This window comes from Streptomyces sp. H27-H5, from assembly GCF_026627505.1.
Classification (GTDB): Bacteria; Actinomycetota; Actinomycetes; order Streptomycetales; family Streptomycetaceae; genus Streptomyces.
In genome coordinates, this window is the sequence record NZ_JAPNLK010000012.1 from 92,842 (window position 1) to 116,245 (window position 23,404).

The 23,404-nt window shown below is 72.0% G+C and carries 19 protein-coding genes; 13 read left to right on the forward strand and 6 right to left on the reverse strand.

The window, feature by feature from the left end:
* The first annotated feature begins 43 nt into the window (after positions 1 to 43).
* The 4 genes from OTB19_RS08235 (at position 44) to OTB19_RS08250 (ending at position 5,054) form a co-directional block, all read left to right on the forward strand.
* Complete coding sequence (locus OTB19_RS08235; RefSeq protein WP_267797376.1) at positions 44 to 871, forward strand: hypothetical protein; 828 nt, start codon at positions 44 to 46, stop codon at positions 869 to 871.
* Between the two features lie 119 nt (positions 872 to 990).
* A complete protein-coding gene (locus tag OTB19_RS08240; protein ID WP_267797419.1) occupies positions 991 to 2,973 on the forward strand; it encodes an FUSC family protein in 1,983 nt (660 codons plus the stop codon).
* Positions 2,974 to 3,049: 76 nt separating this feature from the next.
* On the forward strand, positions 3,050 to 3,781 hold the full coding sequence (locus OTB19_RS08245) for a hypothetical protein (RefSeq protein ID WP_267797378.1): 732 nt from the start codon (positions 3,050 to 3,052) through the stop codon (positions 3,779 to 3,781).
* 13 nt (positions 3,782 to 3,794) lie between these two features.
* Entirely contained in the window at positions 3,795 to 5,054 is a 1,260-nt protein-coding gene (locus OTB19_RS08250; RefSeq protein ID WP_267797379.1) for a sensor histidine kinase, read from the forward strand.
* A 200-nt stretch (positions 5,055 to 5,254) separates the two neighbouring features.
* On the opposite strand, the gene OTB19_RS08255 is transcribed toward OTB19_RS08250, so the two are convergent.
* Positions 5,255 to 7,342, reverse strand: coding sequence for a PhoX family protein (locus OTB19_RS08255; RefSeq protein ID WP_267797380.1), 2,088 nt, complete (start codon positions 7,340 to 7,342; stop codon positions 5,255 to 5,257).
* Between the two features lie 402 nt (positions 7,343 to 7,744).
* Between OTB19_RS08255 and OTB19_RS08260 the strand changes: the two genes are divergently transcribed.
* Complete coding sequence (locus OTB19_RS08260) at positions 7,745 to 9,214, forward strand: VWA domain-containing protein (protein ID WP_267797381.1); 1,470 nt, start codon at positions 7,745 to 7,747, stop codon at positions 9,212 to 9,214.
* Between the two features lie 309 nt (positions 9,215 to 9,523).
* Here OTB19_RS08260 and aspS read toward each other — a convergent pair whose 3' ends face one another.
* Positions 9,524 to 11,329, reverse strand: coding sequence for an aspartate--tRNA ligase (gene aspS / locus OTB19_RS08265; protein WP_267797382.1), 1,806 nt, complete (start codon positions 11,327 to 11,329; stop codon positions 9,524 to 9,526).
* 239 nt (positions 11,330 to 11,568) lie between these two features.
* Here aspS and OTB19_RS08270 point away from each other — a divergent pair, with 239 nt between their 5' ends.
* Complete coding sequence (locus tag OTB19_RS08270; protein ID WP_267797383.1) at positions 11,569 to 13,815, forward strand: SpoIIE family protein phosphatase; 2,247 nt, start codon at positions 11,569 to 11,571, stop codon at positions 13,813 to 13,815.
* 44 nt (positions 13,816 to 13,859) lie between these two features.
* Complete coding sequence (locus OTB19_RS08275; RefSeq protein WP_324290509.1) at positions 13,860 to 14,927, forward strand: AI-2E family transporter; 1,068 nt, start codon at positions 13,860 to 13,862, stop codon at positions 14,925 to 14,927.
* 113 nt (positions 14,928 to 15,040) lie between these two features.
* Here OTB19_RS08275 and OTB19_RS08280 read toward each other — a convergent pair whose 3' ends face one another.
* Positions 15,041 to 16,003, reverse strand: coding sequence for a pirin family protein (locus OTB19_RS08280; protein WP_053675668.1), 963 nt, complete (start codon positions 16,001 to 16,003; stop codon positions 15,041 to 15,043).
* 161 nt (positions 16,004 to 16,164) lie between these two features.
* Here OTB19_RS08280 and OTB19_RS08285 point away from each other — a divergent pair, with 161 nt between their 5' ends.
* The gene (locus OTB19_RS08285) at positions 16,165 to 16,677 is read left to right on the forward strand and encodes a hypothetical protein (protein ID WP_267797385.1); all 513 of its coding nucleotides are present in this window, start codon (positions 16,165 to 16,167) and stop codon (positions 16,675 to 16,677) included.
* Positions 16,678 to 16,746: 69 nt separating this feature from the next.
* Here the strand turns inward: OTB19_RS08285 and OTB19_RS08290 are convergent, their stop codons facing one another.
* Genes OTB19_RS08290 through OTB19_RS08300 form a run of 3 tightly spaced genes read right to left on the reverse strand, consistent with a single transcriptional unit; the run spans position 16,747 to position 18,314 of the window.
* A complete protein-coding gene (locus OTB19_RS08290) occupies positions 16,747 to 17,211 on the reverse strand; it encodes an SseB family protein (protein WP_053675664.1) in 465 nt (154 codons plus the stop codon).
* Positions 17,212 to 17,266: 55 nt separating this feature from the next.
* Positions 17,267 to 17,482, reverse strand: a complete 216-nt coding sequence (locus tag OTB19_RS08295) for a DUF397 domain-containing protein (protein WP_267797386.1) — start codon at positions 17,480 to 17,482, stop codon at positions 17,267 to 17,269.
* On the reverse strand, positions 17,463 to 18,314 hold the full coding sequence (locus OTB19_RS08300; protein ID WP_267797387.1) for a helix-turn-helix domain-containing protein: 852 nt from the start codon (positions 18,312 to 18,314) through the stop codon (positions 17,463 to 17,465). The genes OTB19_RS08295 and OTB19_RS08300 overlap by 20 nt, the downstream gene beginning before the upstream one ends.
* Positions 18,315 to 18,433: 119 nt before the next feature.
* On the opposite strand from OTB19_RS08300, the gene OTB19_RS08305 reads away from it, so the two are divergent.
* The 5 genes from OTB19_RS08305 (at position 18,434) to OTB19_RS08325 (ending at position 23,359) form a co-directional block, all read left to right on the forward strand.
* Positions 18,434 to 18,649, forward strand: a complete 216-nt coding sequence (locus OTB19_RS08305) for a hypothetical protein (RefSeq protein WP_267797388.1) — start codon at positions 18,434 to 18,436, stop codon at positions 18,647 to 18,649.
* A 17-nt stretch (positions 18,650 to 18,666) separates the two neighbouring features.
* Positions 18,667 to 19,017, forward strand: a complete 351-nt coding sequence (locus tag OTB19_RS08310; RefSeq protein ID WP_267797390.1) for an ATP-binding protein — start codon at positions 18,667 to 18,669, stop codon at positions 19,015 to 19,017.
* Between the two features lie 232 nt (positions 19,018 to 19,249).
* Positions 19,250 to 21,076: an acyl-CoA dehydrogenase gene (locus OTB19_RS08315; protein WP_267797391.1), complete on the forward strand. Its 1,827-nt coding sequence runs from the start codon at positions 19,250 to 19,252 to the stop codon at positions 21,074 to 21,076.
* Between the two features lie 148 nt (positions 21,077 to 21,224).
* Positions 21,225 to 21,962 (forward strand): hypothetical protein, encoded by a 738-nt coding sequence (locus OTB19_RS08320; RefSeq protein ID WP_267797393.1) that lies wholly within the window; start codon positions 21,225 to 21,227, stop codon positions 21,960 to 21,962.
* A gap of 101 nt (positions 21,963 to 22,063) precedes the next feature.
* Complete coding sequence (locus tag OTB19_RS08325) at positions 22,064 to 23,359, forward strand: M18 family aminopeptidase (protein ID WP_267797394.1); 1,296 nt, start codon at positions 22,064 to 22,066, stop codon at positions 23,357 to 23,359.
* The last annotated feature ends 45 nt before the right edge of the window (positions 23,360 to 23,404 follow it).

The window sequence follows — 23,404 nt, forward strand, 5'->3', positions numbered from 1 at the left end:
AACAACGCTCGCGGGCCGCACCGCCGCGGCATTCCCTGGTGACGTGCGCACCTTCCTGTCGACGGTACTGATCGTGCTCGTGGCCCTGCTGGTGCCCGCGAGCGCGGTCGCGTACTGGGCCGACCGCGAGCTGGGCGACGCCGACCGGTACACCGCCGCCATGTCCCCGCTCGCCGAGGACCCCGCCGTGCGGGGCGTGGTCGTCACCCAGGCCACCCGCGCACTCGCCGGCCAGATCGACGCCGGCCCCTTCCAGGGCGGGGTGGACGCCCTCCTCGGCGAGGCCCTGCAGTCCTTCTCCGGGACCCCGGCCTACCGGACGGCCTGGGACGCCGCCAACCGCGCCGCGCACGCCGCGTTCCTCAAGGCCCTCACCACCGGCGACGGGGACGCCGTCACCATCGACCTCGCGCCCGTGATCGCCCGGGTGAAGGGGGAACTCGTCGAGAACGGGGTGCCCTTCGCGGACCGGATCCCGGTGACCCACGTCTCCGTCGAGGTCATGGAGTACGACGACCTGGGCGCCCTACGGAAGGGATTTCGCATGCTCCAGATCGCCGGGGTGTGGCTTCCCCTCCTGACCCTGCTGCTGGCCGCGGCGGCGATCGCGGTCGCCGCCGCGCGCCGGCGGGCCGTGGTCGCCACCGGGCTGGGGCTGGCGGTCGGGGCGGCGCTGCTGTGGCTCGCGGTGCAATGGTGCCGACGTCTCACCCTGGAGGACCTGCCGGCCGACATCGACCGGCCCGCCGCCGGGGCGGTGTACGACGCGCTCACCGCGTTCCTGCGGACCACCGCCTGGGTGGTGCTGGCCATCGGACTCGCGGCCGCGCTCGGCGCCTGGCTCGCGGGACGGCTGCGCCGCACGCCATAAGCTCGGAAGATGCGGAACCTGCGGAGAAATGGGCAGACGACCGGGGAACTCCACAGAAGAACCGATTCGCGAGCGGCGGCACGGAAGCGGGAATGACCACCGAACGACGCACCGAGCACATGAGGTCCGGGCACTCCCGGGCCCGTCAGATCCCCCTGACCCCGCCCTCGTGGCTCCTCAACGGGCTGCGCCCGAGCAGCGCCCCCGTCCCGTGGGCCGCCGTCGCGCGCGCCGGCATCGCCCTGTCCGTCCCCCTGGCCGTGGGCTTCGCGCTGGACGAACCGGAATACGGCGCCCTGGTCTCCATGGGCGCCCTGTCCGGGGTGATCGGCGACACCGCCGACGCGTATCGGATGCGCGTCCTCAACATCGCCGTGCCGCAGCTCTTCGGCGCCGTCGGGGTGGCCGTCGGCACCCTCGTCTTCGGGCACGGCTGGCTGGCCGTCGCCGTGCTCACCCTGATCGCCCTCGTCTCCGGAATGATCTCCTCGATCGGCACGGTCGCCTCCGTGTCCGGTCTGCTGCTCCTGCTGAACGCCGTGGTCGGCGCCGGCCTGCCGATGCCCAAGCCCTGGTGGACGGCGCCGCTGCTGCTCAGCGCCGGCGGACTGTTCGTGCTGGCGCTCAGCCTGGCGGGCTGGCCCCTGCGTGGGCGCCAACCCGAACGGGTCGCCGTCGCGGCCGGATACCGGGCCTTGGCGGACACCCTGGAGGCGGCGGGCGGGCCCGACTACGAGGATCGCCGCCGGGAGGTCACGCAGGCCCTGAACCAGGCCTACGACCTCGTCCTGGGCCGGCGGGCGCTGGTGCACGGGCGCAGCCCGTCGCTGGTGCGGATGCTGGCCCAGTTGAACGTGCTGATCCCGCTCGTCGAGGGGGCGCCCGCAGCTCACCTGCGGGGACGGCCGCTGCCGCCCGAGATCCCGGCCGCCGTGAGGGAACTGGCGGCGGCCGTCGAGGACGGCCGCACCGGGACGCCCGTACTGGACCTGCCCCCGCCGCACGGCCAGTCCGAACGCGCCATCGACGCGGCCCTGCGGCACGCGGCGACCATCGTGCACCTCGCCGAGCCGCGGATGCACAACGTGGACGACCGGCTCGGAAGACCGGCCGCGCTGGGGATCAGGGCCCGGCGGGCGGTCCGCGACATGATGTTCTCCCGGGCCTCCTGGCGGTACGGCATCCGGCTGGCCGTGTGCATCGGGCTGGCGCAGGTGCTCGTCTCGGTGATCCCCATCGAGCGCTCGTACTGGGTCGCGCTGACCGTCACCTTCGTCCTCAAGCCGGACTTCGGCTCGGTGTTCTCCCGGGCCGTCCTGCGGGCCCTGGGGACGGCCGTCGGGCTGGTCCTCGCCGCCGCCGTGCTGGCCGAGGTGCCGCGCGGCTGGTGGGACGTGCCGGTGATGGCGGTGCTGGCCGCGCTGATCCCGGCGTTCTCCGCCAAGGGGTACGCCTTCCAGACCGCCGCGATCACCCCGGTGATCCTGCTGCTGTCCGACCTGCTCAACCACCAGGGCTTCGACCTGATCCGGCCCCGACTGCTGGACAGCCTGATCGGCTGCGCCATCACGCTGGTCGCGGGGTACCTGCTCTGGCCCGAGAGCTGGCACACCCGGATCGGGGACCGGCTCGCGGACACCGTGGACGACGCCGCCCGGTACGTGGAGCGGGCGTTCGCCGCCGACCGTCCGGACACGGAGGCCGAGCAGCGGGCCGCCCGCACCGCCCGGCTCCAGGCCCGCCGACGGATCTACCGGGACCTGTCGGGCGTACGGACCGAGTTCCAGCGGGCGCTGACCGAGCCGCCGCCGACGGGGGCGCGGGCCGCCGCGTGGTGGCCGCTGGTGGTGGCCGTGGAGCGGATCGTCGACGCCACCACCGCCGCCCGGGTGCGCGTCAACCACGGCGCGGACGCCCCCGACGGGGACGAGGTCGCGGCCGCCGTGCGGGAACTGCGCGGACTGGCCGAGGGGGTGCGCGCGAGCCGGACCCCGGCGGCGGTGCGCGGCGGCCCGGCCCCGTTGGGCAGGGAGGACTCCGTGCTGGCGCCCGTCCACCAGGAGATCGCCGCGGCCCGCGCCATCGCCGCTCCTGCCGACTGACGGCGGGCGCGGGGCCCCGTCCCCCGAATGGGTCCGTGCCCGGGCCGGTGCTCCTCCTCCGGGGGAGCATCGCCCCATGAGGTCCCCCGTCCCGCGCGGCCGGCGCCGCGGCGTCCTGGCCCTCCCCGTCCTCGCCGCCCTGCTCGCGGTGTCGGCCGGGTGCTCCGACGTGGAGGGGCTGCAGAGCGACGGTGACCTGGGCGTCGTGCACGCCCCGCAGACCCTGTGGAAGAACATCCACCCGGCGCCGCCCGCGGCGGACCAGAAGCCGGGCACCGCCACCGTGGTCCCGGGGTTGCCCAAGGCCCCGGGACCCGACATGCGCGGCGTGAACCCGCTGGACGTCGTACGGGCCGACGTCACCGCCTCCGCCCGGCAGGACGGCGGCACCGGACGGCTCGTCGACCCTCGGGCCCCGCAGCGGCTGGCGCTCTGCACACAGGCTGTGGACGGGGGCCCCGACTGCCCGATGCGGCCCCCCGTCCTGCAGGACGTGACGGGCAACGGCCGGGAGGAACTGATCACCGCTCTCGACCTCGACGGCCGGAACAGCGAACTGCGCGTCTACACCGTCCAGGACGACGGGGCGATCGCCCGGATCCTGTACCGGCGCGGAGTGCTGGAGGACGTGGAGGTCGCCGCCGAACACCTCGCGGTGCGCGAACCGACGTCGAATCCCAAGTACGTCTCCGTCTCCGACTACGTGTGGGACCCCGACGCAAAGATCCTCAACCTGTCCCAGCTCACCCTCGACGAGTGCCCCACCGCCAAGGACGGCTCGACCGGCTGCCCCCCGAGCCGGGGCTGAGGGGACGGGCCGGATGCGGGTGACGAGCAGTCTGCGCTGGAAGATCGCCCTGACCACCACGGCGGTGTGCTGCGCGGTGGCGGCCGTGCTCGGGATCCTCGTGCACAACGTGGTCGCCGGACAGGTCGTCGGCGAGGTCCGCAAGGACGTGACCCGGGACCTGGACGACGCCGTCAACCAGTACCAGTACGGCACCGTGCACGGCGACGTGAACGTGGTCATCGACCCGCCCGAGCTTCCCGGACCCCTGCGCAAGCTCGTCGCGCGCGGGGAGACCGGGAGCATGGTCGGCAAGCACGACGGCGAACCCGCCATGTGGGGCGCCGGGCCCGCCGACACGAAGGTCCTGGCCGTCTGGCTCCCCTTCGACCAGACCCGCCGGCGGCTGCGCGACCTGGACACCGCCATCCTCGCCTCTGCCGCCCTCGCCGCCGGGATCGTGGCACTGGCCGGCCTGTTCCTCGCCGACCGGATCAGCAGGCGGCTGGCGACCACCGCCGCCGTGGCCCGCCGGATCAGCGCCGGCGACCTGGACGCCCGGGTGGGCCTCCCCGCCGACCCGGACGATCCCCGGAACACCCGCCACCACGACGAGGTCCGCGACGTCGCGCACGCCTTGGACTCGATGGCCGGGTCGCTCCAGGAACGGCTGGAGGCCGAGAAACGGTTCACGGCCGACGTCGCACACGAACTGCGCACCCCGTTGACGGGCTCGCTCGCCGCCGCGTCACTGCTGCCCGAGGGCCGCCCCAAGGAAATGATCAACGACCGGCTTCGGGCCCTGCACCTGCTCACCGAGGACCTGCTGGAGATCTCCCGGCTGGACGCGGGAGTGGAACAGGCGGAGCTGTCCCAGGTGGAACTGGGCCGGGCCGTCCGGCGGGCCGCCGCGGGCACCCGGCTGCCCGTCACGGTCCGGGTGGTCCGGGACACGGTGGTGCTCACCGACCGGCGCCGCCTCGACCGGATCCTGGCCAACCTGCTGGTCAACGCCGACAAGCACGGGAAGCCGCCGATCGAGGTGTCCGTCGAGGGCCCGGTGGTGGTGATCCACGACCACGGGGCCGGTTATCCGCCCGAACTGATCGAGCAGGGCCCGCAGCGCTTCCGCACGGGCGACCCGGGGCGGGGCCGGGGGCACGGTCTGGGACTGACCATCGCGGCGGGTCAGGCCGCGGTGCTGGAGGTGGAACTGACCTTCGCCAACGCCCCCGACGGGGGCGCGGAGACCACCCTGCGCCTGCCCGTCGGGCGTCTGGTCGCGGACAGTTGAACGGGACGAGGAGATGTTTCACGTGAAACACCGGACGGCGGGGGATGTTTCATGTGAAACATCCCCCGCCGTCACCGGGTGGCCCGTCGACCCGACCGGTCGCCCGCCTGATCCATCGGTTGACCAACCAGGCGGACCAACCCGGCTGATCAACTGGGCTGACCAGTGGGCCGGTTCACACCCTGGTCGACCGGGCCGGTTCAGACGCCGATGTTCTTGCCGTCCTTGCGCCAGACCGACACGACCGCCGGGCGGACGATCTTGCCGGGGCCGTCGGGCCACACCGACTGGGGCTTCTCGACGGACGCGCCGTCGATCTCGCCCGGGTGCTGGACGGAGACCAGGACTCGCTTGTCCTGGATCAGCGGGCCACAGGTCTCGGCGCCGCGCGGCACGGTCAGGAACTGCTTCAACTCACCGCGGCGTTCACCGGCCGTGGCGACGCCGAACAGACCGTCGTGCGAGCCGAGCTGGTTGCCGTCGGTGGAGATCCACAGGTTGCCGTGCGGGTCGAAGGCCACGTTGTCCGGGCAGGAGATCGGGCTGACCTTGTCCTTCGGGAAGCCCGCGAAGAAGGTGGCCGGGTCGTTGGGGTCACCGGCGACCAGGAAGAGCCGCCAGGCGAAGCCGTCGCCCGCCGGGTCGTCGAAGTTCTCGGCGAGCTCCAGGATCTGACCGTGCTTGTTCAGGTTGCGGGGGTTGGCCTCGTCCGCGCCCGCCTTGCCGGCCTTGCCGCGGTCGGTGTTGTTGGTCAGCGCGATGTAGACGCGGCCGGTGCGCGGGGAGGGCTCGACGTCCTCGGGACGGTCCATCTTGGTGGCGCCCACCTTGTCGGCGGCCTGCCGCGTGAAGACGTACACCTCCTCGGCGGTCATGCCCTCGACGTGCGAGACGTTGCCGGTGGCGAGCTTGATCCAGACGCCGGATCCATCGAACTGGCCGTCCGAGGGGAGCTTGCCGGTGCCGTCGATCTCGGCGGCCGGCGAGTCACCGGTCAGCTTGGCGACGTACAGGGTGCCCTCGTCGAGGAGGGTGAGGTTGTGCTCCTTCGCGGCGCGCGAGCCGCCCTTCTTCATCCGCTTCGACGAGACGAACTTGTAGAAGTAGTCGAAGCGCTCGTCGTCGCCCATGTAGACGACCGGGCGGCCGTCCTCGGTCAGGCGCGGCTGGGCGGCCTCGTGCTTGAAGCGCCCCAGCGCGGTGCGCTTGCGCGGAGTGGACGTCGGGTCGTACGGGTCGAGCTCGACGACCCAGCCGAAGCGGTGCGACTCGTTGGGCTCCTGCACGGTGTCGAAGCGCTTGTCGAACCGCTCCCACTTGCGCTCGGTGGCGCCCGTGGTCATGCCGTAGCGCTTCAGTCGGGCGGCCTCGGTCGGGTCGGTGACCTGTCCGGCGTTGGCGAAGTACTGGTTGAAGTTCTCCTCGCCGTGGAGGGTGGTGCCCCACGGGGTGGTGCCACCGGCGCAGTTGTTGAGGGTGCCGAGCACCTTCGTGCCGGTCGGGTCGACGGAGGTCTTCAGCAGCTCCGAGCCCGCCGCGGGGCCGGTCAGCCTGAACTCGCTGGTGGCGGTGAGACGCCGGTTGAGCTGGTGCCGGGAGACCGCCGTCAGCTTGCCGCTGCGGTGGTCCTCCTGCACGACGACGACGGAGAGGCCGTGCGCGGCCCAGGCGATCTCGACCTGCTCGCGGGTCGGGTTGGCCGGGTCGTACGCCTTGAACATGAGGTTCTCGTCGGTGTACTCGTGGTTGGCCACGAGCAGCTGCCGACGCTCGTAGTCGTCACCGAGCGGGAGAAGGCTCAGGAAGTCGTTGTTGTAGCCGAACTGGCCGGCCTGCGCGGCGGCGGTCTGCTTGTCGGGGTTGAAGCCCGGGGCGCCCTTGACGATGGGCTCGCCCCAGCGGATGACCACGTTCTGCTCGTGGCCCTCGGGGACGGTGACCTTGTCGTCGGTGTTCGGCGCGACGGCCTTGAAGCGCAGTCCGCGGGCGGCGTCGCCGACACCGGCCGCACCGGAGCCCCGGGTGTCGACGGAGGGCGAGGCGTTGGCGGCGGAGCCGTTGCCGCCCAGCGTGACGGCGGTGCCGGCGGCGGTGGCCACCGTGACGACGGCGGCGGACCGGAGCATCGAGCGGCGGGAGTAGGCGCGGGCGATCACGTCGCCGACGTACTCGTTGTCGCTGGTGTTCGGCACCTCGTGGAAGCAGGCGTCGCCACAGCGGTAGCGGCAGGTGAGAGCGGAACGGCCGCTCCCATGCGGGTTGCCGAGGAGCGGCAGAAGCTTGCGCACGAGGTGTCCTCCGAGGGTGCACGGCGCCGACAACATGTCGGAACGAACAGCCGTGACGCTAGGCGGAGGTTGCGCCGATGCGGCGGCGCGGGGATGAACGGTCGGTGAACCCGGCACGGCGGAGGGGCAGTTCCCCACGGGCTCCGGTTGCATGCGAGGGTTGGCGCCACGAAAGGCGCCCCTGCCGAAGTTCCAGCCAAGGGGCCGATAACCTTACGTGTCCACTCTGGGCAGGGATCTACCGCGCAGCACGGACAAATGACGCACGCACTCATGCGAAAGGCCTGGCCCATGGGTATTCGGAGCTTGTTGCGCAAGGTGTTCGGACGGTCTACCGAACCGGTTCCGGATACGTCGGACGCCCCATCGGCGGCCGTCCCGAGCCAGACGGAACGTACGCCCATGGACTCGGCGGCCGAATTGGTCGCCGCGTCCTTCGACAACCCCACTGTTCCCCCGCAGTCCGCTCCGCGGGACCGCGAAGCCGGCACCGTGATGACGGCGCCGGCCGTCCCGGAGGCCCGCCGCCCGGCGCCTTCGGCCGGTACCGGAAGCCCGGCGGAGCCGGCCGCCGCGCCGACGCCGGAACAGACGCCGACGCCGGCCGAGGCCGAGGCGGCGCCCGCCGAAGCGGTTCAGGAGCCGGTTGCGGCCCAGCCGGTCGCTACCGAGCCGGTTGCGGCCGAGGCGGTTGCGGCGGAGCCCGCGGCCGCCGAGGTCGAGCCCGTGACGGCCGAGACGGTGGACGAACCCGCCGCCGAGGTCGAGCCCGAGCCGGTCGCCGCCGTGGCCGAGCCCGAGGTCACCGAGGCCGCACCCGTCGCGGTCGAAGCCGAGCCGGAGCCGGTCGCCGCCGAGACCGTCGCGGTCGAAGCCGTCGCGGTCGAAGCCGAGCCCGTGGTCGAAGCCGTGGTCGAGCCGGTCGTGATCGAGCCCGCCCCCGTCGTCGAGGCCGTCGTGGTCGAACCGGTCGTGGTCGCGCCCGAGCCCGTCGTTGCCGAGGCCGCACCCGCGGTCGAAGCCGAGCCGGTCGCAGCCGAGCCGGTCGCAGCCGAGCCCCTCATGGTCGAGCCCGTAGCGGCCGAGCCGGTCGCCGTCGAGCCCGTAGCGGCCGAGCCGGTCGCCGTCGAGCCGCTCGCGGTCGAAGCCGAGCCCGTCACCGCCGGAGCGGAAGCCGCACCCGCACCCGCCGTCGAGGCGGTCGTCGCCGGGGTCGGGGGGCCGGCCGTCGCGCTGGCCGCCGTCAAGCGGCGGGCCGCGTCGGTCGCCGGGGCGTACAAGGCCGCCGGTCAGGTGCTGCGCGCCAAGGGCAAGGCCGGGGCGCGCGCCAAGGTGTACCTCGTGCTGGACCGGTCCTTCTCGATGCGCGGCTTCTACAAGGACGGCAGCGCCCAGCACCTCGCGGATCACGCGCTGGCCCTCGCCGCGCACCTCGACGACGCGGCGACCGTGCACACGGTGTTCTTCTCCACGGACGTGGACGGCACCGCCGACCTCACCCTGGACGGTCACGACGGCGCCTGGGTCGAGGCCCGTCACGCCGAGCTGGGCCGCATGGGCCGCACCAGCTACCACGTGGCCGTCGAGGCGGTCGTGGAGCGGTACCAGAAGGACGGCGGCACGGGCCCGGCCCTCGTCGTCTTCCAGGTCGACGGCGCCCCCGACAACCGTCAGCCCGCCCGGCAGGCGATCGCCGCCGCCGCGGCGCACGACATCCACTGGCAGTTCGTCGGCTTCGGTGACCACGACAGCAAGGGCTTCGACTTCCTGCGCAAGCTGGACGCCGAGAACGCCGGCTTCTTCCACGCCGGGCCCGCGCCCCGCGAGCTGACCTCGGCGGCCCTGCTCAAGGGCCTCCTCGACCGCTTCTAGGTCGACGGCGCGTACGAGAAGGCCGCCGCCCCCGGTACTCCGGGGGGCGGCGGCCTTCTCGCGTACCCGGCCCGCCCGGGCCGTGGAGGGCCCCAGTGCGCCCTGCGACGCCGCACGGGCCGCCGGGGGCAGGCCGGGGCCACGGACGCCCGGAAGGCGGCGCAACGAGCCACAGCGGCCTCGGGAGTCACGGGGCCGTGGCCCGGCAGCCGGCCCACGGAAAAGGGCGGTGCCCCCGAACATCCGGGGGCGCCGCCCTTCACACACAAGCCGTACAAGCCGTACAGCCCCGCGCGGGGCCTGCCGGTCCTACTGGTGCTGCTTGACCGACTTTTCGACGGGCTCGGTCTCCTTGGCCTCGACCGGCTTGCGCAGCGCGATGTTCAGCTCGCGCAGACGGGTCTCCTCCAGCACGGTGGGCGCGCCCATCATCAGGTCCTGCGCGTTGCCGTTGAGCGGGAAGGCGATCGTCTCGCGGATGTTCGGCTCGTCGGCGAGCAGCATCACGATGCGGTCGACACCGGGGGCGATGCCGCCGTGCGGCGGGGCGCCGAGACGGAACGCGCGGAGCATGCCCGCGAACTCGCGCTCGACGGTCTCGGCCTCGTAACCGGCGATCTCGAAGGCCTTCAGCATGACCTCGGGCTCGTGGTTGCGGATGGCGCCGGAGGACAGCTCGATGCCGTTGCAGACGATGTCGTACTGCCAGGCCAGGATGTCCAGCGGGTCCTTCTCCTCCAGGTCCTTCATGCCGCCCTGGGGCATGGAGAACGGGTTGTGGGAGAAGTCGATCTTGCCGGTCTCCTCGTCCTTCTCGTACATCGGGAAGTCGACGATCCAGCAGAAGCGGAAGACGTTCTCCTCGAAGTGGCCCGCGCGCTTGGCCGCCTCGACGCGGACGCCGGACATGATCTTGGAGACCTCGTCGAACTCGCCCGCGCCGAAGAACACCGCGTGGCCGGCCGCGAGGCCGAGACGCTCGGTGAGGACCTTGACGTTCTCCTCGGTGAGGAACTTGGCGATCGGGCCGGTCAGCGCGCCGTCCTCGCCCACGCGGACCCAGGCCAGGCCCTTGGCGCCGAGCGAGATCGCGTACTCGCCGAGCCCGTCGAAGAACTTGCGGGGCTGCGCGGCGGTGTCCGGGACGGCCAGCGCACGCACGTGCTTGCCGGCGAACGCCTTGAACTCCGAGCCCTCGAACACGTCGGTGATGTCGACGAGTTCCAGCTTGGCGCGCAGGTCGGGCTTGTCGTTGCCGTACTTCAGCATCGACTCGCGGAACGGGATCCGCGGGAAGGGGGAGGTGACCTCGCGGCCGTTGCCGAACTCGGTGAAGAGCTCGGTCATCAGGCGCTCGATCGGCTGGAAGACGTCCTCCTGCTCGACGAAGGACATCTCGACGTCGAGCTGGTAGAACTCGCCCGGCGAACGGTCGGCGCGGGCGTCCTCGTCGCGGAAGCAGGGCGCGATCTGGAAGTACCGGTCGAAGCCGGAGATCATCAGCAGCTGCTTGAACTGCTGCGGCGCCTGCGGCAGGGCGTAGAACTTGCCCGGGTTGAGGCGGGACGGGACGACGAAGTCACGGGCGCCCTCGGGGGAGGTCGCGGTGAGGATCGGCGTCGCCATCTCGTTGAAGCCGAGGGCCACCATCTTCGAGCGGATGGAGGCGATGACGGCCGAGCGCAGCATGATGTTGCGGTGCATGCGCTCGCGGCGCAGGTCGAGGAAGCGGTACTCCAGGCGGCGCTCCTCGTTCACCCCGTCGTCGGTGTTGATGGTGAAGGGCAGCGGGGCGGACGCGCCGAGCACCTCGACCTCGGAGACCTCGATCTCGATGTCGCCGGTGGGCAGCTCCGGGTTCACGTTGTCCGCGCCACGGGAGAGGACCTTGCCGTCGATGCGGACGACGGTCTCCTTGGAGACGCTGCTCAGGGCCTCGTTCGCGGCGGTGCCGGGACGGGCCACGAGCTGCGTGATGCCGTAGTGGTCACGGAGATCGATGAAGAGGATGCCGCCCAGGTCTCGACGGTTGTGCAGCCAGCCGCTCAGCCTGACGTCGGCGTTGACGTCGGAGGCTCGGAGCTCGCCGCACGTGTGGGACCTGTACCGATGCATCAGTCATCCAGTTCTTCGCGATACCAGGGTGGATTCAACCGTCCCCAGGTTACCGTCCGGGCCCCGGCCGCGCGGGCGGGGCCGGGGCGGCCCGGTCCGGCGGCCGTGTGGCCGCCCGTGGCAGGGGCTCGCGGGCGGGCCCCGGGCGCGACCTGGGACGGGGTGCGGGGGACGGCCGGGAAGCGGGTCCGGGGGCCGTGAACAGGCACGCCCGGATCATCACCTGTAAAGATGACCGAGTGCGTACCGAGGATGTCCTGGCCGCGATCGCGACCGGCCTGTGGCGATGGGACAACGGGTCCGGGACCGTCACGCTCGACGGCGAGGCCGCCCGGCTGCTCGGTCTGCCCCCGGAGCACGTGGTCCTGCCGGAGGTCGCCGTACGGTCCCGGTTCCACCCGGTGGACTGGAACGAGATCAACGGCATCGTGAACCTGGCCGTCGCCGAGGGCACCCTCGCCGAAGCCCGGCTGCGGATCATGGACGAGGACGGGCGGGTGCTGCGCACCGTGCGCAGCCGCTCCAAGCCCGTGGAGAACCGCGCCCCGGACGGCCGTGTGGACTACGAGCTGATCGGCACCATCCAGGAGATCGCCGAGCCGCAGCCCGGCACCACCGCCGTGCACACCCCGATCACCGGGGACTGGCGGCGCTCCCGCGAGGCGTTCCTGCTGGACGCGGGCCGGGCGCTCGCCGAGGCGCGGTCCACGGCGGAGGTGCTGCGGGTGGCGGCGTCGCTGTCCATGCCCGGGTTCAGTCCCGACGGGCTGGCCGTGTTCGGTGTGGCCGGCGACCGGCTGTCGATCATCGGGCACCACGGGCACGGTCCGGGGGCCGAGGATCCCTTCGCGGAGATGCAGCTGGACACGGACTGTCCGGCGGCGGAGGTCGTGCGCACCGGACGGGCGATCTACCTGCCGTCCCCGGAGGACTACAAGCTCCGCTTCCCGGCGATCTGGCCCCTGGCCCGGCACTTCGGCCGGATCTCCTGGGCCTTCCTCCCGCTGATCGTGGCGGGGCGGACCATGGGCGCCTGGATGGCCGCGTTCAAGCACCCGGTGTCCTTCTCGCCGGACGAGCGGTCGGTGCTGACGACGGTGGCCCGGATGCTGGCCCAGGCCCTCCAGCGGGCGGGCGTGGCGGAATCCGAGCGGGAGCTGACGACCGGCCTCCAGCGGTCGATGATGCCGCAGCTCGGCCCGGAGATCCCGGGCATGGCCCTCGCCGCCCGGTACGTCCCGACCGGCGGCGGGCTCCAGGTCGGCGGCGACTGGTACGACATGATCCCGCTGCCGTCGGGCCGGTTCGCCCTGGTCATCGGGGACGTGCAGGGCCACGATGTACGGGCCGCCGGGCTGATGGGCCAGCTGCGGATCGCCGTGCGGGCGTACGCCTCCGAGGGCCACCGACCGGACGCGGTGCTCTCGCGGGCCTCCCGGTTCCTCGCCGGGCTGTGCTCCACCCAGGACACGGCCGACTCGGCGTCCTACGACGACACCGACTTCCTCAGCCCGCGCTTCGCGACCTGCCTGTACGTGGAGTGCGACCCGCGGACGGGAACGCTGGAGGTGGCGCGGGCCGGCCACCCCGAGCCCGTGGTCCGGATGACGGACGGCACCGTGCTGATGCGGTCCACGGCCGGCGGGCTGCCGCTCGGCATCGTCCCGGACACCGACTACCCGACGACCCGGTTCACCCTCGAACCCGGCGAGACGATGATGCTGTGCACCGACGGGCTCATCGAGACCGGCGGCCACGACCTGGACACGGGCTGGGCCCGGCTGCGGGCCATCCTGGAGACCGAGGCCCCGGACGACGGGACCCTCGACGGCGACATGGCGGCCGGGCACTTGGAGAAGCTGGCCGATCTGCTGGTGCAGGCCGTGCACGGGCCGTCCTCGCACCACACCACCGGCCCGCTGGCCGATCGGCGCGAGGACGACATAGCCGTGGTCCTGCTGTGCCGCGAGGGCGCGGGCTGTGGCTGCGGCACCCCGCAGACCCACCCGGCGCCGCCGTCGCGCCGCACCCTGCTGACCGTGGCGCAGGCGGAGCCGGCCCGGATCGCGGGAGCCCGCCGACAGATCCGGGAGCTGCTGCACGACTGGGCGGACTCCGAGCAGGTCGACTCGGCGGTGCTGATGGTCTCCGAGATGGTGACGAACGTACTGGTGCACACGGACGGCGACGCGGTGCTGGTCGCGGACGCGGTGGGCGAGCCCGGAACCAGGCGGCTGCGCGTGGAGGTGGCCGACTCCAGCGACGAACTGCCCCACAAGCGGCACCCCGGCGAGATGGCGTCGAGCGGACGCGGTGTGCTGCTGATGGAGATGCTCGCCGACGCGTGGGGCGTCGACCCGCGCGGCGAGGGCAAGTCGATCTGGTTCGAACTGCGCGAACAGTCCAAACCCACCCCGGACGCGAACCCCGGCGCGGACACGACCCCCGACCCCGACGCGAACACGGCCTCCCCGCCCCGACCGTGAGCGCCCGGACGGGACATCCTGCCCGGGCGTGGTTGGATGCAGCGGTGTCGACTCCCCTGCTCCCCGAGCCCGTCCGGCGGCTGGCTGCCTGGTGCGCCGTCTTCCTGCTCGTCGCCGGCGTCGTCGCGGTGATCGTCTGGTTGTGCGCCACCTTCCGGACCGCCGTGACGCCTGCGCTGCTCGCCCTGCTCGGGACGGCCCTGCTCGGACCGATGCACCGGCGGCTCATCCGCATGAAGGTCAACCGGTCGCTCGCCGCCGCGTTGACCTGCCTCGCGGTGGTGGCGTTCGTCGGCGGGGTCTCGTACGCCGTCTCCCTCGCGCTGATCGACACCGGCGACCAGATCGCCGCCTCGCTGCGACGCGCCGGCGAGGACCTCGCCCGTCATCTGGGCGCGGCCGGCACGTCGTTGGAGGACATGGCGGAGAACGCCAAGGGGCTGTTGGCCAAGTTCGGCGGCACGGCCGCCTCCGGGGTGATCGCCGGCATAAGCGTCGTCGGCGAGGTCATCGGCACCTCGATCCTCGCGCTCCTGCTGATCTTCTTCTTCCTGCGGGATTCCGACCGCGCCGCCGGCGCCCTGCGTTCGCTGGGGCCGCGCGCGGCCGGCGACATCGTGGAGGCGATGGCCCGACGGGCCTTCGAGGCCGTCGAGGGGTTCATGCGCGGGACCACCTTCATCGCCCTGATCGACGCCGTCTGCATCACGATCGGCCTGCTGATCCTGCGCGTGCCCGGCGCGTTCGGTCTGGGCGCACTGGTCTTCGTCGGCGCCTACATCCCGTACCTCGGCGCCTTCCTCTCCGGCGCCATCGCCGTGCTCGTCGCCCTCGCCGACCGGGGGTGGGTGATCGGCCTGTGGGTGCTCGGCGTGGTGCTCGCCGTCCAGGTGCTGGAGGGGCACGTGCTCCAGCCGGTGATCCAGAGCCGTACCGTGCAGATGCACCCGGCGGTGGTCATGCTGGCCATCACCGCCGGCGCCGGCGTGGCCGGGATCCTCGGGATGCTCCTCGCCGTCCCCCTCACCGCCGCCGCCTTCGGCGTCGCGTCGGAACTCCGCACCCGCTACGAAACCCCACCCGCCCCGCACCCCGAGACGCCCCCGGCCTGAGCCCGCCGGTCCGGCGCCCGCCGGTCCGGCGCCCGCCGGTACCGCACGCGACGAAGGCGCCGCCCGGGATCCGGGGGCGCCTTCGTCGTGGGGTGACCGCGTGGGGCGGTCGGTCAGCGGGTGCGCGCCGTCGTGGGGACGGTGCCCAGGCGGCCGGCCTGGAAGTCGTCGAACGCCTGCTGGAGTTCGTGCTTGCTGTTCATGACGAACGGGCCGTAGTGCGCCATCGGCTCACGGATCGGGCGACCGCCGAGCAGGACGACCTCCAGGTCCGGGGCGTTGGAGTCCTGGGACTCGTCCGCGCGGACGGTCAGGGAACCGCCCTCGCCGAACACCGCCGTCTGGCCCTTGTGGATCGGCCGGCGGTCCTGGCCGACCGAACCGCGCCCTGCCAGGACGTAGGCGAGGGCGTTGAAGTCCTCGCGCCACGGCAGGGTGATCTGGGCGCCCGGGGTGATGGTCGCGTGGATCATCGTGATCGGGGTGTGGGTGATGCCGGGGCCCTCGTGGCCGTCCAGTTCACCGGCGATCACGCGGAGCAGCGAGCCGCCGTCCGGGGTGGACAGCAACTGCACCTGGCCGCCGCCGATGTCCTGGTAGCGCGGGGGCATCATCTTGTCGGTGGCCGGGAGGTTCACCCACAGCTGGAGGCCGTGGAAGAGCCCGCCCGAGACGACGAGGGACTCCGGCGGTGCCTCGATGTGCAGGAGGCCCGAACCGGCGGTCATCCACTGGGTGTCGCCCCCGTTGATGACTCCGCCGCCGCCGTTGCTGTCCTGGTGGACGAAGGTTCCGTCGATCAGGTACGTGACGGTCTCGAAGCCGCGGTGGGGGTGCCAGGGGGTGCCCTTCGGCTCGCCCGGCGCGTACTCCACCTCGCCCATCTGGTCCATCATGATGAACGGGTCGAGGTACTGGTAGTTGATCCCGGCGAACGCGCGGCGCACCGGGAACCCCTCGCCCTCGAAACCACCCGGGGCGGTCGTGACGGCCAGCACCTTGCGGGCGGCGGTCTCCTGGGCGGGCTCCGCGACGCGGGGGAGCGTCAACGGGTTCTCCACAGTCACTGCAGGCATGGTCGGAACCTCCTTCTGGCGCCGAGTTTAGTTGAAACTCGAACTTTCTGCCACACCCCGCAGAACAGCGCGCCGCCCGATGTCATTCCCGCGTCAACCCCGAGTCCCCGACCTGAGTCTTTCCACCGGCAGAGGACGAGGACCGACCGAGGGGGCACCACGTGGACGACATCGACCGGAACGGCAGCCGACCCGCCGAGCACGCCGGGCACGCCGGGCACGCCGGGCACGCCGGGCACGCCGAGAACTCCGGCAGCGACAAGCACGACGAGCCCGATCGGCGCGACGAGCCCGACGAACGCCGCTCACCGGTGCTCTCCGCGCTCCTGTGGTCCCTCGTCACCGCGGCCTGCCTGTTCGGCGCCGGTTACGCCGCCTTCCGCTGGGCGTCGACCGGCATGCCGTTGTCGCCGCAGCCCGGCTCCCCGTGGGCGTACCTCGCCACCTGGAGCGCGTTCTGCTTCGTCGGCTGCCTGCTGCTCCGCTGGGCGGCGGTCACCGAGGGCGGCGAGGGCACGGGCTACGTGGTCCTGGTCGTCGCCTTCGCCGGCGTCCGGCAGAGCCTGGCCCACCGCCCGGACCTCGACCTGCTCTGGGCCTGGGCCGTACCCGCACTCCTGCTGGGCACCGCCGCCGCCCTGGCCTGGCGCCGCCGCGCCGCGCACCGCTCCTGAGCCCGCGACGACGCCGGCCCGCCCCGGCGGTGCCGGGACGGGCCGATGCGAGGCGTGGGGAGGGCCGGGCTAGCCGTACATCCGGCGCATCGCGAAGTCGACCATCTGCTCGACGGCCTTCGCGTCGAACACCATCCGGTGGTCACCCTCCATGTCGAGGACGAAGCCGTAGCCGGTCGGCAGCAGATCGATCACCTCGGCGCCGGTGATCACGAAGTACTTGGACTCCTTGCCGGCGTACTGGCGCAGCTCCTTGAGCGTGGTGAACATGGGGATCACCGGCTGCTGCGTGTTGTGCAACGCCAGGAAGCCCGGGGTGTCGCCGCGCGGACAGTAGACCTTCGAGGTCGCGAAGATCTGCTGGAAGTCCTCGGCGGACAGCGACCCGGTCGTGAAGGCCCGCACCGCGTCGGCGAGCGACGGCGGCGAGGGCTCGGGGTACAGCGGCGGCTGCTGCGCGTAGCCCTGCTGGGGCGGGGGCTGCTGCGCATAGCCCTGCTGCTGGGCGCCCGGAGTCTGGTCGTAGCCGTACATGCGGCCCACCCTACCGAGCGCCCGACGCCGTACCCGCCGGTACCGGCCACCACCCTCAGCCGGACAGCTCCCCGGCCTTCAGCGCCCGCACGAACGGAACCCATGCGGCGGCCGTGACGATCACGGCGGGGCCGTGCCGACGCTTGGAGTCCCGGACCGGTACGAGACCGGTGACGCCGTCGGCGACCTCGACGCAGTCGCCGCCGTCACCGTTGCTGTAACTGCTCTTGCGCCAGACGGCGCTGTCCAAGTCAGTCTGCGTGATTGCCATTGCGGAGTTCCTCAGCCGTGGATTCGATCATGGCAAGAGACGCCTCCGATGACAGCGCGGCGGCCCTGAGGCGATCGTAAGCCTTGGCGTACTGCCTCACGAGGGCCGGATCGTCGATGAGTTGACCGTGATACGGGCCCTCCGTGTAGACGACCGGCGGCTGGTCGTCGAACTCCATGAGCGTGACCGGGAGCATGCCCAGGAGGGACACGGTTCCGTTCCACGGAAGCACCTGTGGAACGATCCGGCGGCGCCTGGCCAGGGTGGCGATCAGATCCAACTGCTCGGCCATCCCGGCAGGAGGAAGCATCGTGTGCCGCAGCAGGGACTCGTGCAGGATCACCCAGTACTCGGGCCGCTGCGGCGCCTCGAACAGCCGGCTTCGTTCCATGCGCTGCCGCACCTTCGCCTCCACCTGCTCAGGCAGTTCCAGCGGATGCGTCGCGTAGACAGTCGCCTGCGCGTACGCCTCGGTCTGCAAGAGCCCGGGGATGACCGCGTTGGCCCACCCCTCGATCGTTCGTGCCCGCGTCTCCGACTCCGCGACCGGAGCGAAGTACGACGCGTGCGCGCCCTGCCGGGCCTTGCGCACGTCCTCGCAGCACCGCTCGAAGAAGCCGTCCGTGCGCAGCACCCGGTCCACGTGCCGTGCCAGATCCAAGGGCATGCGCCGCTGGGCCCGTTCGATCTCGCTGAGGTAGCTCACCCCGTAGAAGCTGCCCTCCACGGTCTCCTGGAGCGTCAGTCCGGCTCGTTCCCGCTGCCAGCGCAACTCCTTCCCGTAGAAGGCCGGAACGCCCGCCGAGCCGTCAATGTCCTTGCGTGCGGCCATCGTCGCAGCCCGCCCTTTCACACCTCGCGCCGTGGACCGGAAACCCTTCCCACGGTACGCACCGCGACCCCACGCTGTGAGGGCTTCGTCACACTCCGCACAGGAACGGATGCCCCCCCATGAGCGACCACGTCGGCGACCGCCTCGCCATCGAGGCACTGACCGAGCTCCGCAGTGCGCTGACCGCGCACGGGATCACGCTCCCCTCGCTCGACCTGCACCTTCCCTCCTACGCCGCGACCCACCGCACGCCGACCCTGCTCGCCCTCGGGTCGTGCAACCCGGCCACCGCCCGCGCCCTCGCCGCCACCCTGAACCGGGCCCCGCGCCGGTGAGGCCGTTCCGTGCCGGGGTGCTCGCGCTGCCGCAGGAGCTGTCGGCGTTGCGGCGGGCTGTGCGGGCGCACGTGGACGCGCCCTGCCACGACCTCCAGCTCTGCGTGAGCGAGCTGGTCGGGAACGTGATCGTGCACGTCGGAGAGGGCACTCCCGTGACCCTCGCCATCACCCGCACGGCCGAGGGCCGCACCCGGGTGGAGGTCAGCGACCCCGACCCCCGCATGTGGCCCGTCCTGCGCCGGGCGACGGACGAGGACGAGGGCGGTCGGGGCCTGGCCGTGCTCGACGCCGTCGCCGCCCGCTGGGGCGTGCGTCCCGGCCCGTACAGCGGCAAGACCGTCTGGGCCGAACTCCCGCCCCCGTAGCCCGCCGCCCCCGCGGACCCGCCCCGCGACCGCCTCCCCGGACCCGCCCGGCGCCCGAGATCCCGGCCCCGCACGGGTCTGGGCTTCCGGCGGCACTCCAGTCACTCTGGCTTGATGCTGGTCACAGTCACCGGTAAGGGGTTGCTTGTTATTACCGACGGGTAGCATCATGATGTTACCGATTGGTATGTACGAGGAACCTGTCTCCCCGAGCCTTAACGGAGCCGTCGCCATGGGGCACTACAAGTCGAATCTCCGCGACATCGAGTTCAACCTCTTCGAGGTGCTCGGCCGCGACAAGCTGTACGGCACCGGCCCGTTCGGTGAGATGGACACCGAGACCGCCAAGACCATCCTGAGCGAGATGACCCGGCTCTCCGAGAACGAGCTGGCCGCCTCCTTCGAGGACGCCGACCGCAACCCGCCGGTCTTCGACCCGACCACGAACACCGCGCCCGTCCCGGCGTCCTTCAAGAAGAGCTACAAGGCCTTCATGGACTCCGAGTACTGGCGCCTGGGCCTGCCCGAGGAGATCGGCGGCACCACCTCGCCCCGCTCGCTCATCTGGGCCTTCGCCGAGACGATCCTGGGCGCGAACCCGGCCGTGTGGATGTACTCCTCCGGCCCGGCGTTCGCCGGCATCCTCTACGAAGAGGGCAACGAGGCGCAGAAGAAGGTCGCGGAGATCGCGGTCGAGAAGCGCTGGGGCTCCACCATGGTCCTCACCGAGCCGGACGCCGGCTCGGACGTCGGCGCCGGCCGCACCAAGGCCGTGCAGCAGGACGACGGCTCCTGGCACATCGAGGGCGTCAAGCGCTTCATCACCTCCGGTGAGCACGACATGGAGGAGAACATCCTCCACTACGTCCTCGCCCGCCCCGAGGGCCACGGCCCGGGCACCAAGGGCCTGTCGCTCTTCCTCGTCCCGAAGTTCCACTTCGACTGGGAGACCGGCGAGCTGGGCGAGCGCAACGGCGTCTACGCGACGAACGTCGAGCACAAGATGGGCCTCAAGGCGTCCAACACGTGCGAGATGACCTTCGGCGACCAGCACCCCGCCAAGGGCTGGCTGATCGGGGACAAGCACGACGGCATCCGCCAGATGTTCATGATCATCGAGTTCGCCCGCATGATGGTCGGCACGAAGGCCATCGCGACGCTCTCCACCGGCTACCTGAACGCCCTGGAGTACGCCAAGGAGCGCGTGCAGGGTCCGGACCTGGCCAACTTCATGGACAAGACGGCCCCCAAGGTCACCATCACGCACCACCCCGACGTGCGCCGCTCGCTCATGACGCAGAAGGCGTACGCCGAGGGCATGCGCGCCCTCGTGCTGTACACCGCCTCCGTCCAGGACGAGATCCAGGTCAAGCAGGCCGCGGGCGAGGACGCCTCCGCGCTCATCGGCCTGAACGACCTGCTCCTTCCGATCGTGAAGGGCTACGGCTCGGAGAAGTCGTACGAGCAGCTCGCGCAGTCGCTCCAGACCTTCGGTGGCTCCGGCTACCTCCAGGAATACCCGATCGAGCAGTACATCCGGGACGCCAAGATCGACACCCTCTACGAGGGCACCACGGCGATCCAGGGCCAGGACTTCTTCTTCCGGAAGATCGTGCGCGACCAGGGCGCCTCCCTGAACGTGCTCTCCGAGACGATCAAGAAGTTCCTCGCCGAGGCCGTCGGCGGCGACGACCTCGCCCCGGCCCGCGACGCGCTCGCCAAGGCCGCCGTGGACCTGGAGGCCATCGTCGGCCAGATGATCGTGGACCTCACCGCCACCGGCGAGGACGTCAAGAACATCTACAAGGTCGGCCAGAACACCACCCGCCTGCTGATGGCCTCCGGTGACGTGGTCGTCGGATACCTGCTGCTCAAGGGCGCGGCCGTGGCCGCCGAGAAGCTGGCGACGGCCTCCGCGAAGGACGTCCCCTTCTACACCGGCAAGATCGCCGCCGCGAAGTTCTTCGCCGCGGAGGTCCTCCCCGGCGTCTCGGTCCAGCGCACGCTGGCCGAGTCGGTGGACAACACCCTCATGGAGCTCGACGAGGCCGCCTTCTAGGTCCTGTCGGCAAAGCCTCGGAGGCACCTCACAGCTGTACGCGGTGTACGTACGCCGGCAAGGGCCGGATCCCGTCACGGGGTCCGGCCCGCGCCGTTTCCACGGGGCCGTTCTTCCGTTGTCGGTCGTTCATGGGACGCTCGTAGGCATGAGCCCACAGGATCAGCACGGCAGCAGGGGGTACTCCGTCCCCACCGGGCGGCCGTACGCCCTCAAGGAGCTGCAGGCGACCCTGGGCAGCCTCGGCGACCACATGCGGGAGCTGTACGACGGCGCCCACCCCGCCGAGTACGACGGCGTCGCCGACGCCCTCTACATCGCCTTCCAGACCGCGTCCGGGCTGGCGCCCGCCAAGAGCTACACCGGTTGTTCCGAGCATCCCAACGGCGCCCTCGACCCCGAGGCCCCCGACGGCTGGGGCCGCTGCCTGATCTGCAACGACCGGCGGCGCCTCGGACTGCGCGGCCAGGGCGGCCGGCCCGCCGGCGCGGCACCCGCCGCCGGGGAACAGCGACGGCTCGGCTATCCCGTGCCGGACCCCCCGTACACCCACGACGCGCTGCGCGCCTTCCTCCGCACGATCGAGGACCGGCGCTTCCACCTGGGTCTCTCCTCCCCGCCGGAGGAGTTCGTGCGGATGGCGGACGACCTGCACCGCGCCTTCATCGTGGCCCGGGAACTGTCCCGGCCGCGGAACGCCTCGGGGTGCTCCGAGCACCCCGGTGCGCCGATCGACCCCGACGCCCCGCCGGGTGAGGCCTGTATCTTCTGCGCCGGACGCAGAAGACGCGCGCAGCGACCGGCGCAGACCCCCGAGATGCTCCCGCGCATCCGCCGGGGCGAGCGTCGGCAGTTGCAGCGCAGATTCGAGCGTCCGCCGGGCTGAGGACGACGGGATCGCGGACCACACATCCCGCGCCGCCCCGACCCCTTGCCATCCGCCGCAGCCCGGCCAAGGCGAACACGACCGTCGTTAAGGTGAACCACATGAGCTCTCCCACCCGCTTCGATCGCGGCCACACCGACGATCTGATGACCTTCCTGACGGCGAGTCCATCGCCGTACCACGCCGTGGCCAACGCCGCGGCGCGGTTGGAGGAGGCAGGGTTTCGGCAGGTGTCGGAAACGGACGCCTGGGACGCGGGCTCGGGAGGCAGGTTCGTGCTCCGCGGCGGCGCGATCGTCGCCTGGTACGTGCCGGAGGGCGCCGCCGCGCACACCCCGTTCCGCATCGTCGGCGCACACACCGACTCCCCCAACCTGCGGGTCAAGCCGGTCCCCGACATGAGCTCCCAGGGGTGGCGTCAGATCGCCGTCGAGGTCTACGGCGGACCGCTGCTCAACACCTGGCTGGACCGGGACCTCGGCCTGGCCGGGCGGCTGACGCTGCGCGACGGCACCGAGCGCCTGGTGAACGTGGACCGCGCGCTGCTGCGCGTGCCGCAACTGGCCGTGCACATGGACCGGTCGGTGAACGTCGACGGCCTCAAGCTGGACAAGCAGCGCCACATGCAGCCGATCTGGGGTCTGGGCGAGGTGCGGGAGGGCGATCTGATCGCGTTCCTGGAGGAGGAAGAGGGCCTGCCGCAGGGCTCGGTGGCGGGCTGGGACCTGATGGTCCACTCGATCGAGGCGCCCTCGTACCTGGGCCGCGACCGCGAACTGCTCGCCGGACCGCGCATGGACAACCTGATCTCGGTCCACGCGGGCGTCGCGGCGCTGGCGGCGGCGGCGCGCTCGGACAGGCCCCTGGGCCACATCCCGGTCCTGGCCGCGTTCGACCACGAGGAGAGCGGTTCGCAGTCGGACACCGGCGCGGACGGCCCGCTCCTGGGCAACGTGATGGAACGTTCTGTCTTCGCGCGCGGAGGCACGTTCGAGGACCGGGCGCGGGCCTTCGCCGGCACCGTCTGCCTGTCCTCGGACACCGGGCACGCCGTGCACCCCAACTACGCGGAGCGGCACGACCCGACGCACCACCCGCGCGCCAACGGCGGACCGATCCTCAAGGTGAACGTCAACCAGCGGTACGCGACGGACGGCAGCGGACGGGCGGTCTTCGCGGACGCCTGCGAGCGGGCCGGGGTGCCGTGGCAGACCTTCGTCTCCAACAACTCCATTCCCTGCGGCACGACGATCGGCCCGATCACGGCCGCCCGGCACGGCATCCAGACCGTGGACATCGGCGTGGCGATCCTGTCGATGCACAGCGCCCGTGAACTGTGCGGCGCGGACGACCCGTTCCTGCTGGCCAACGCTCTGGCGGCGTTCCTGGAGGGCTGACCGCCCCCGCTCCACGACCCCGTCCCGGACCCGTCCGGGGCGGGG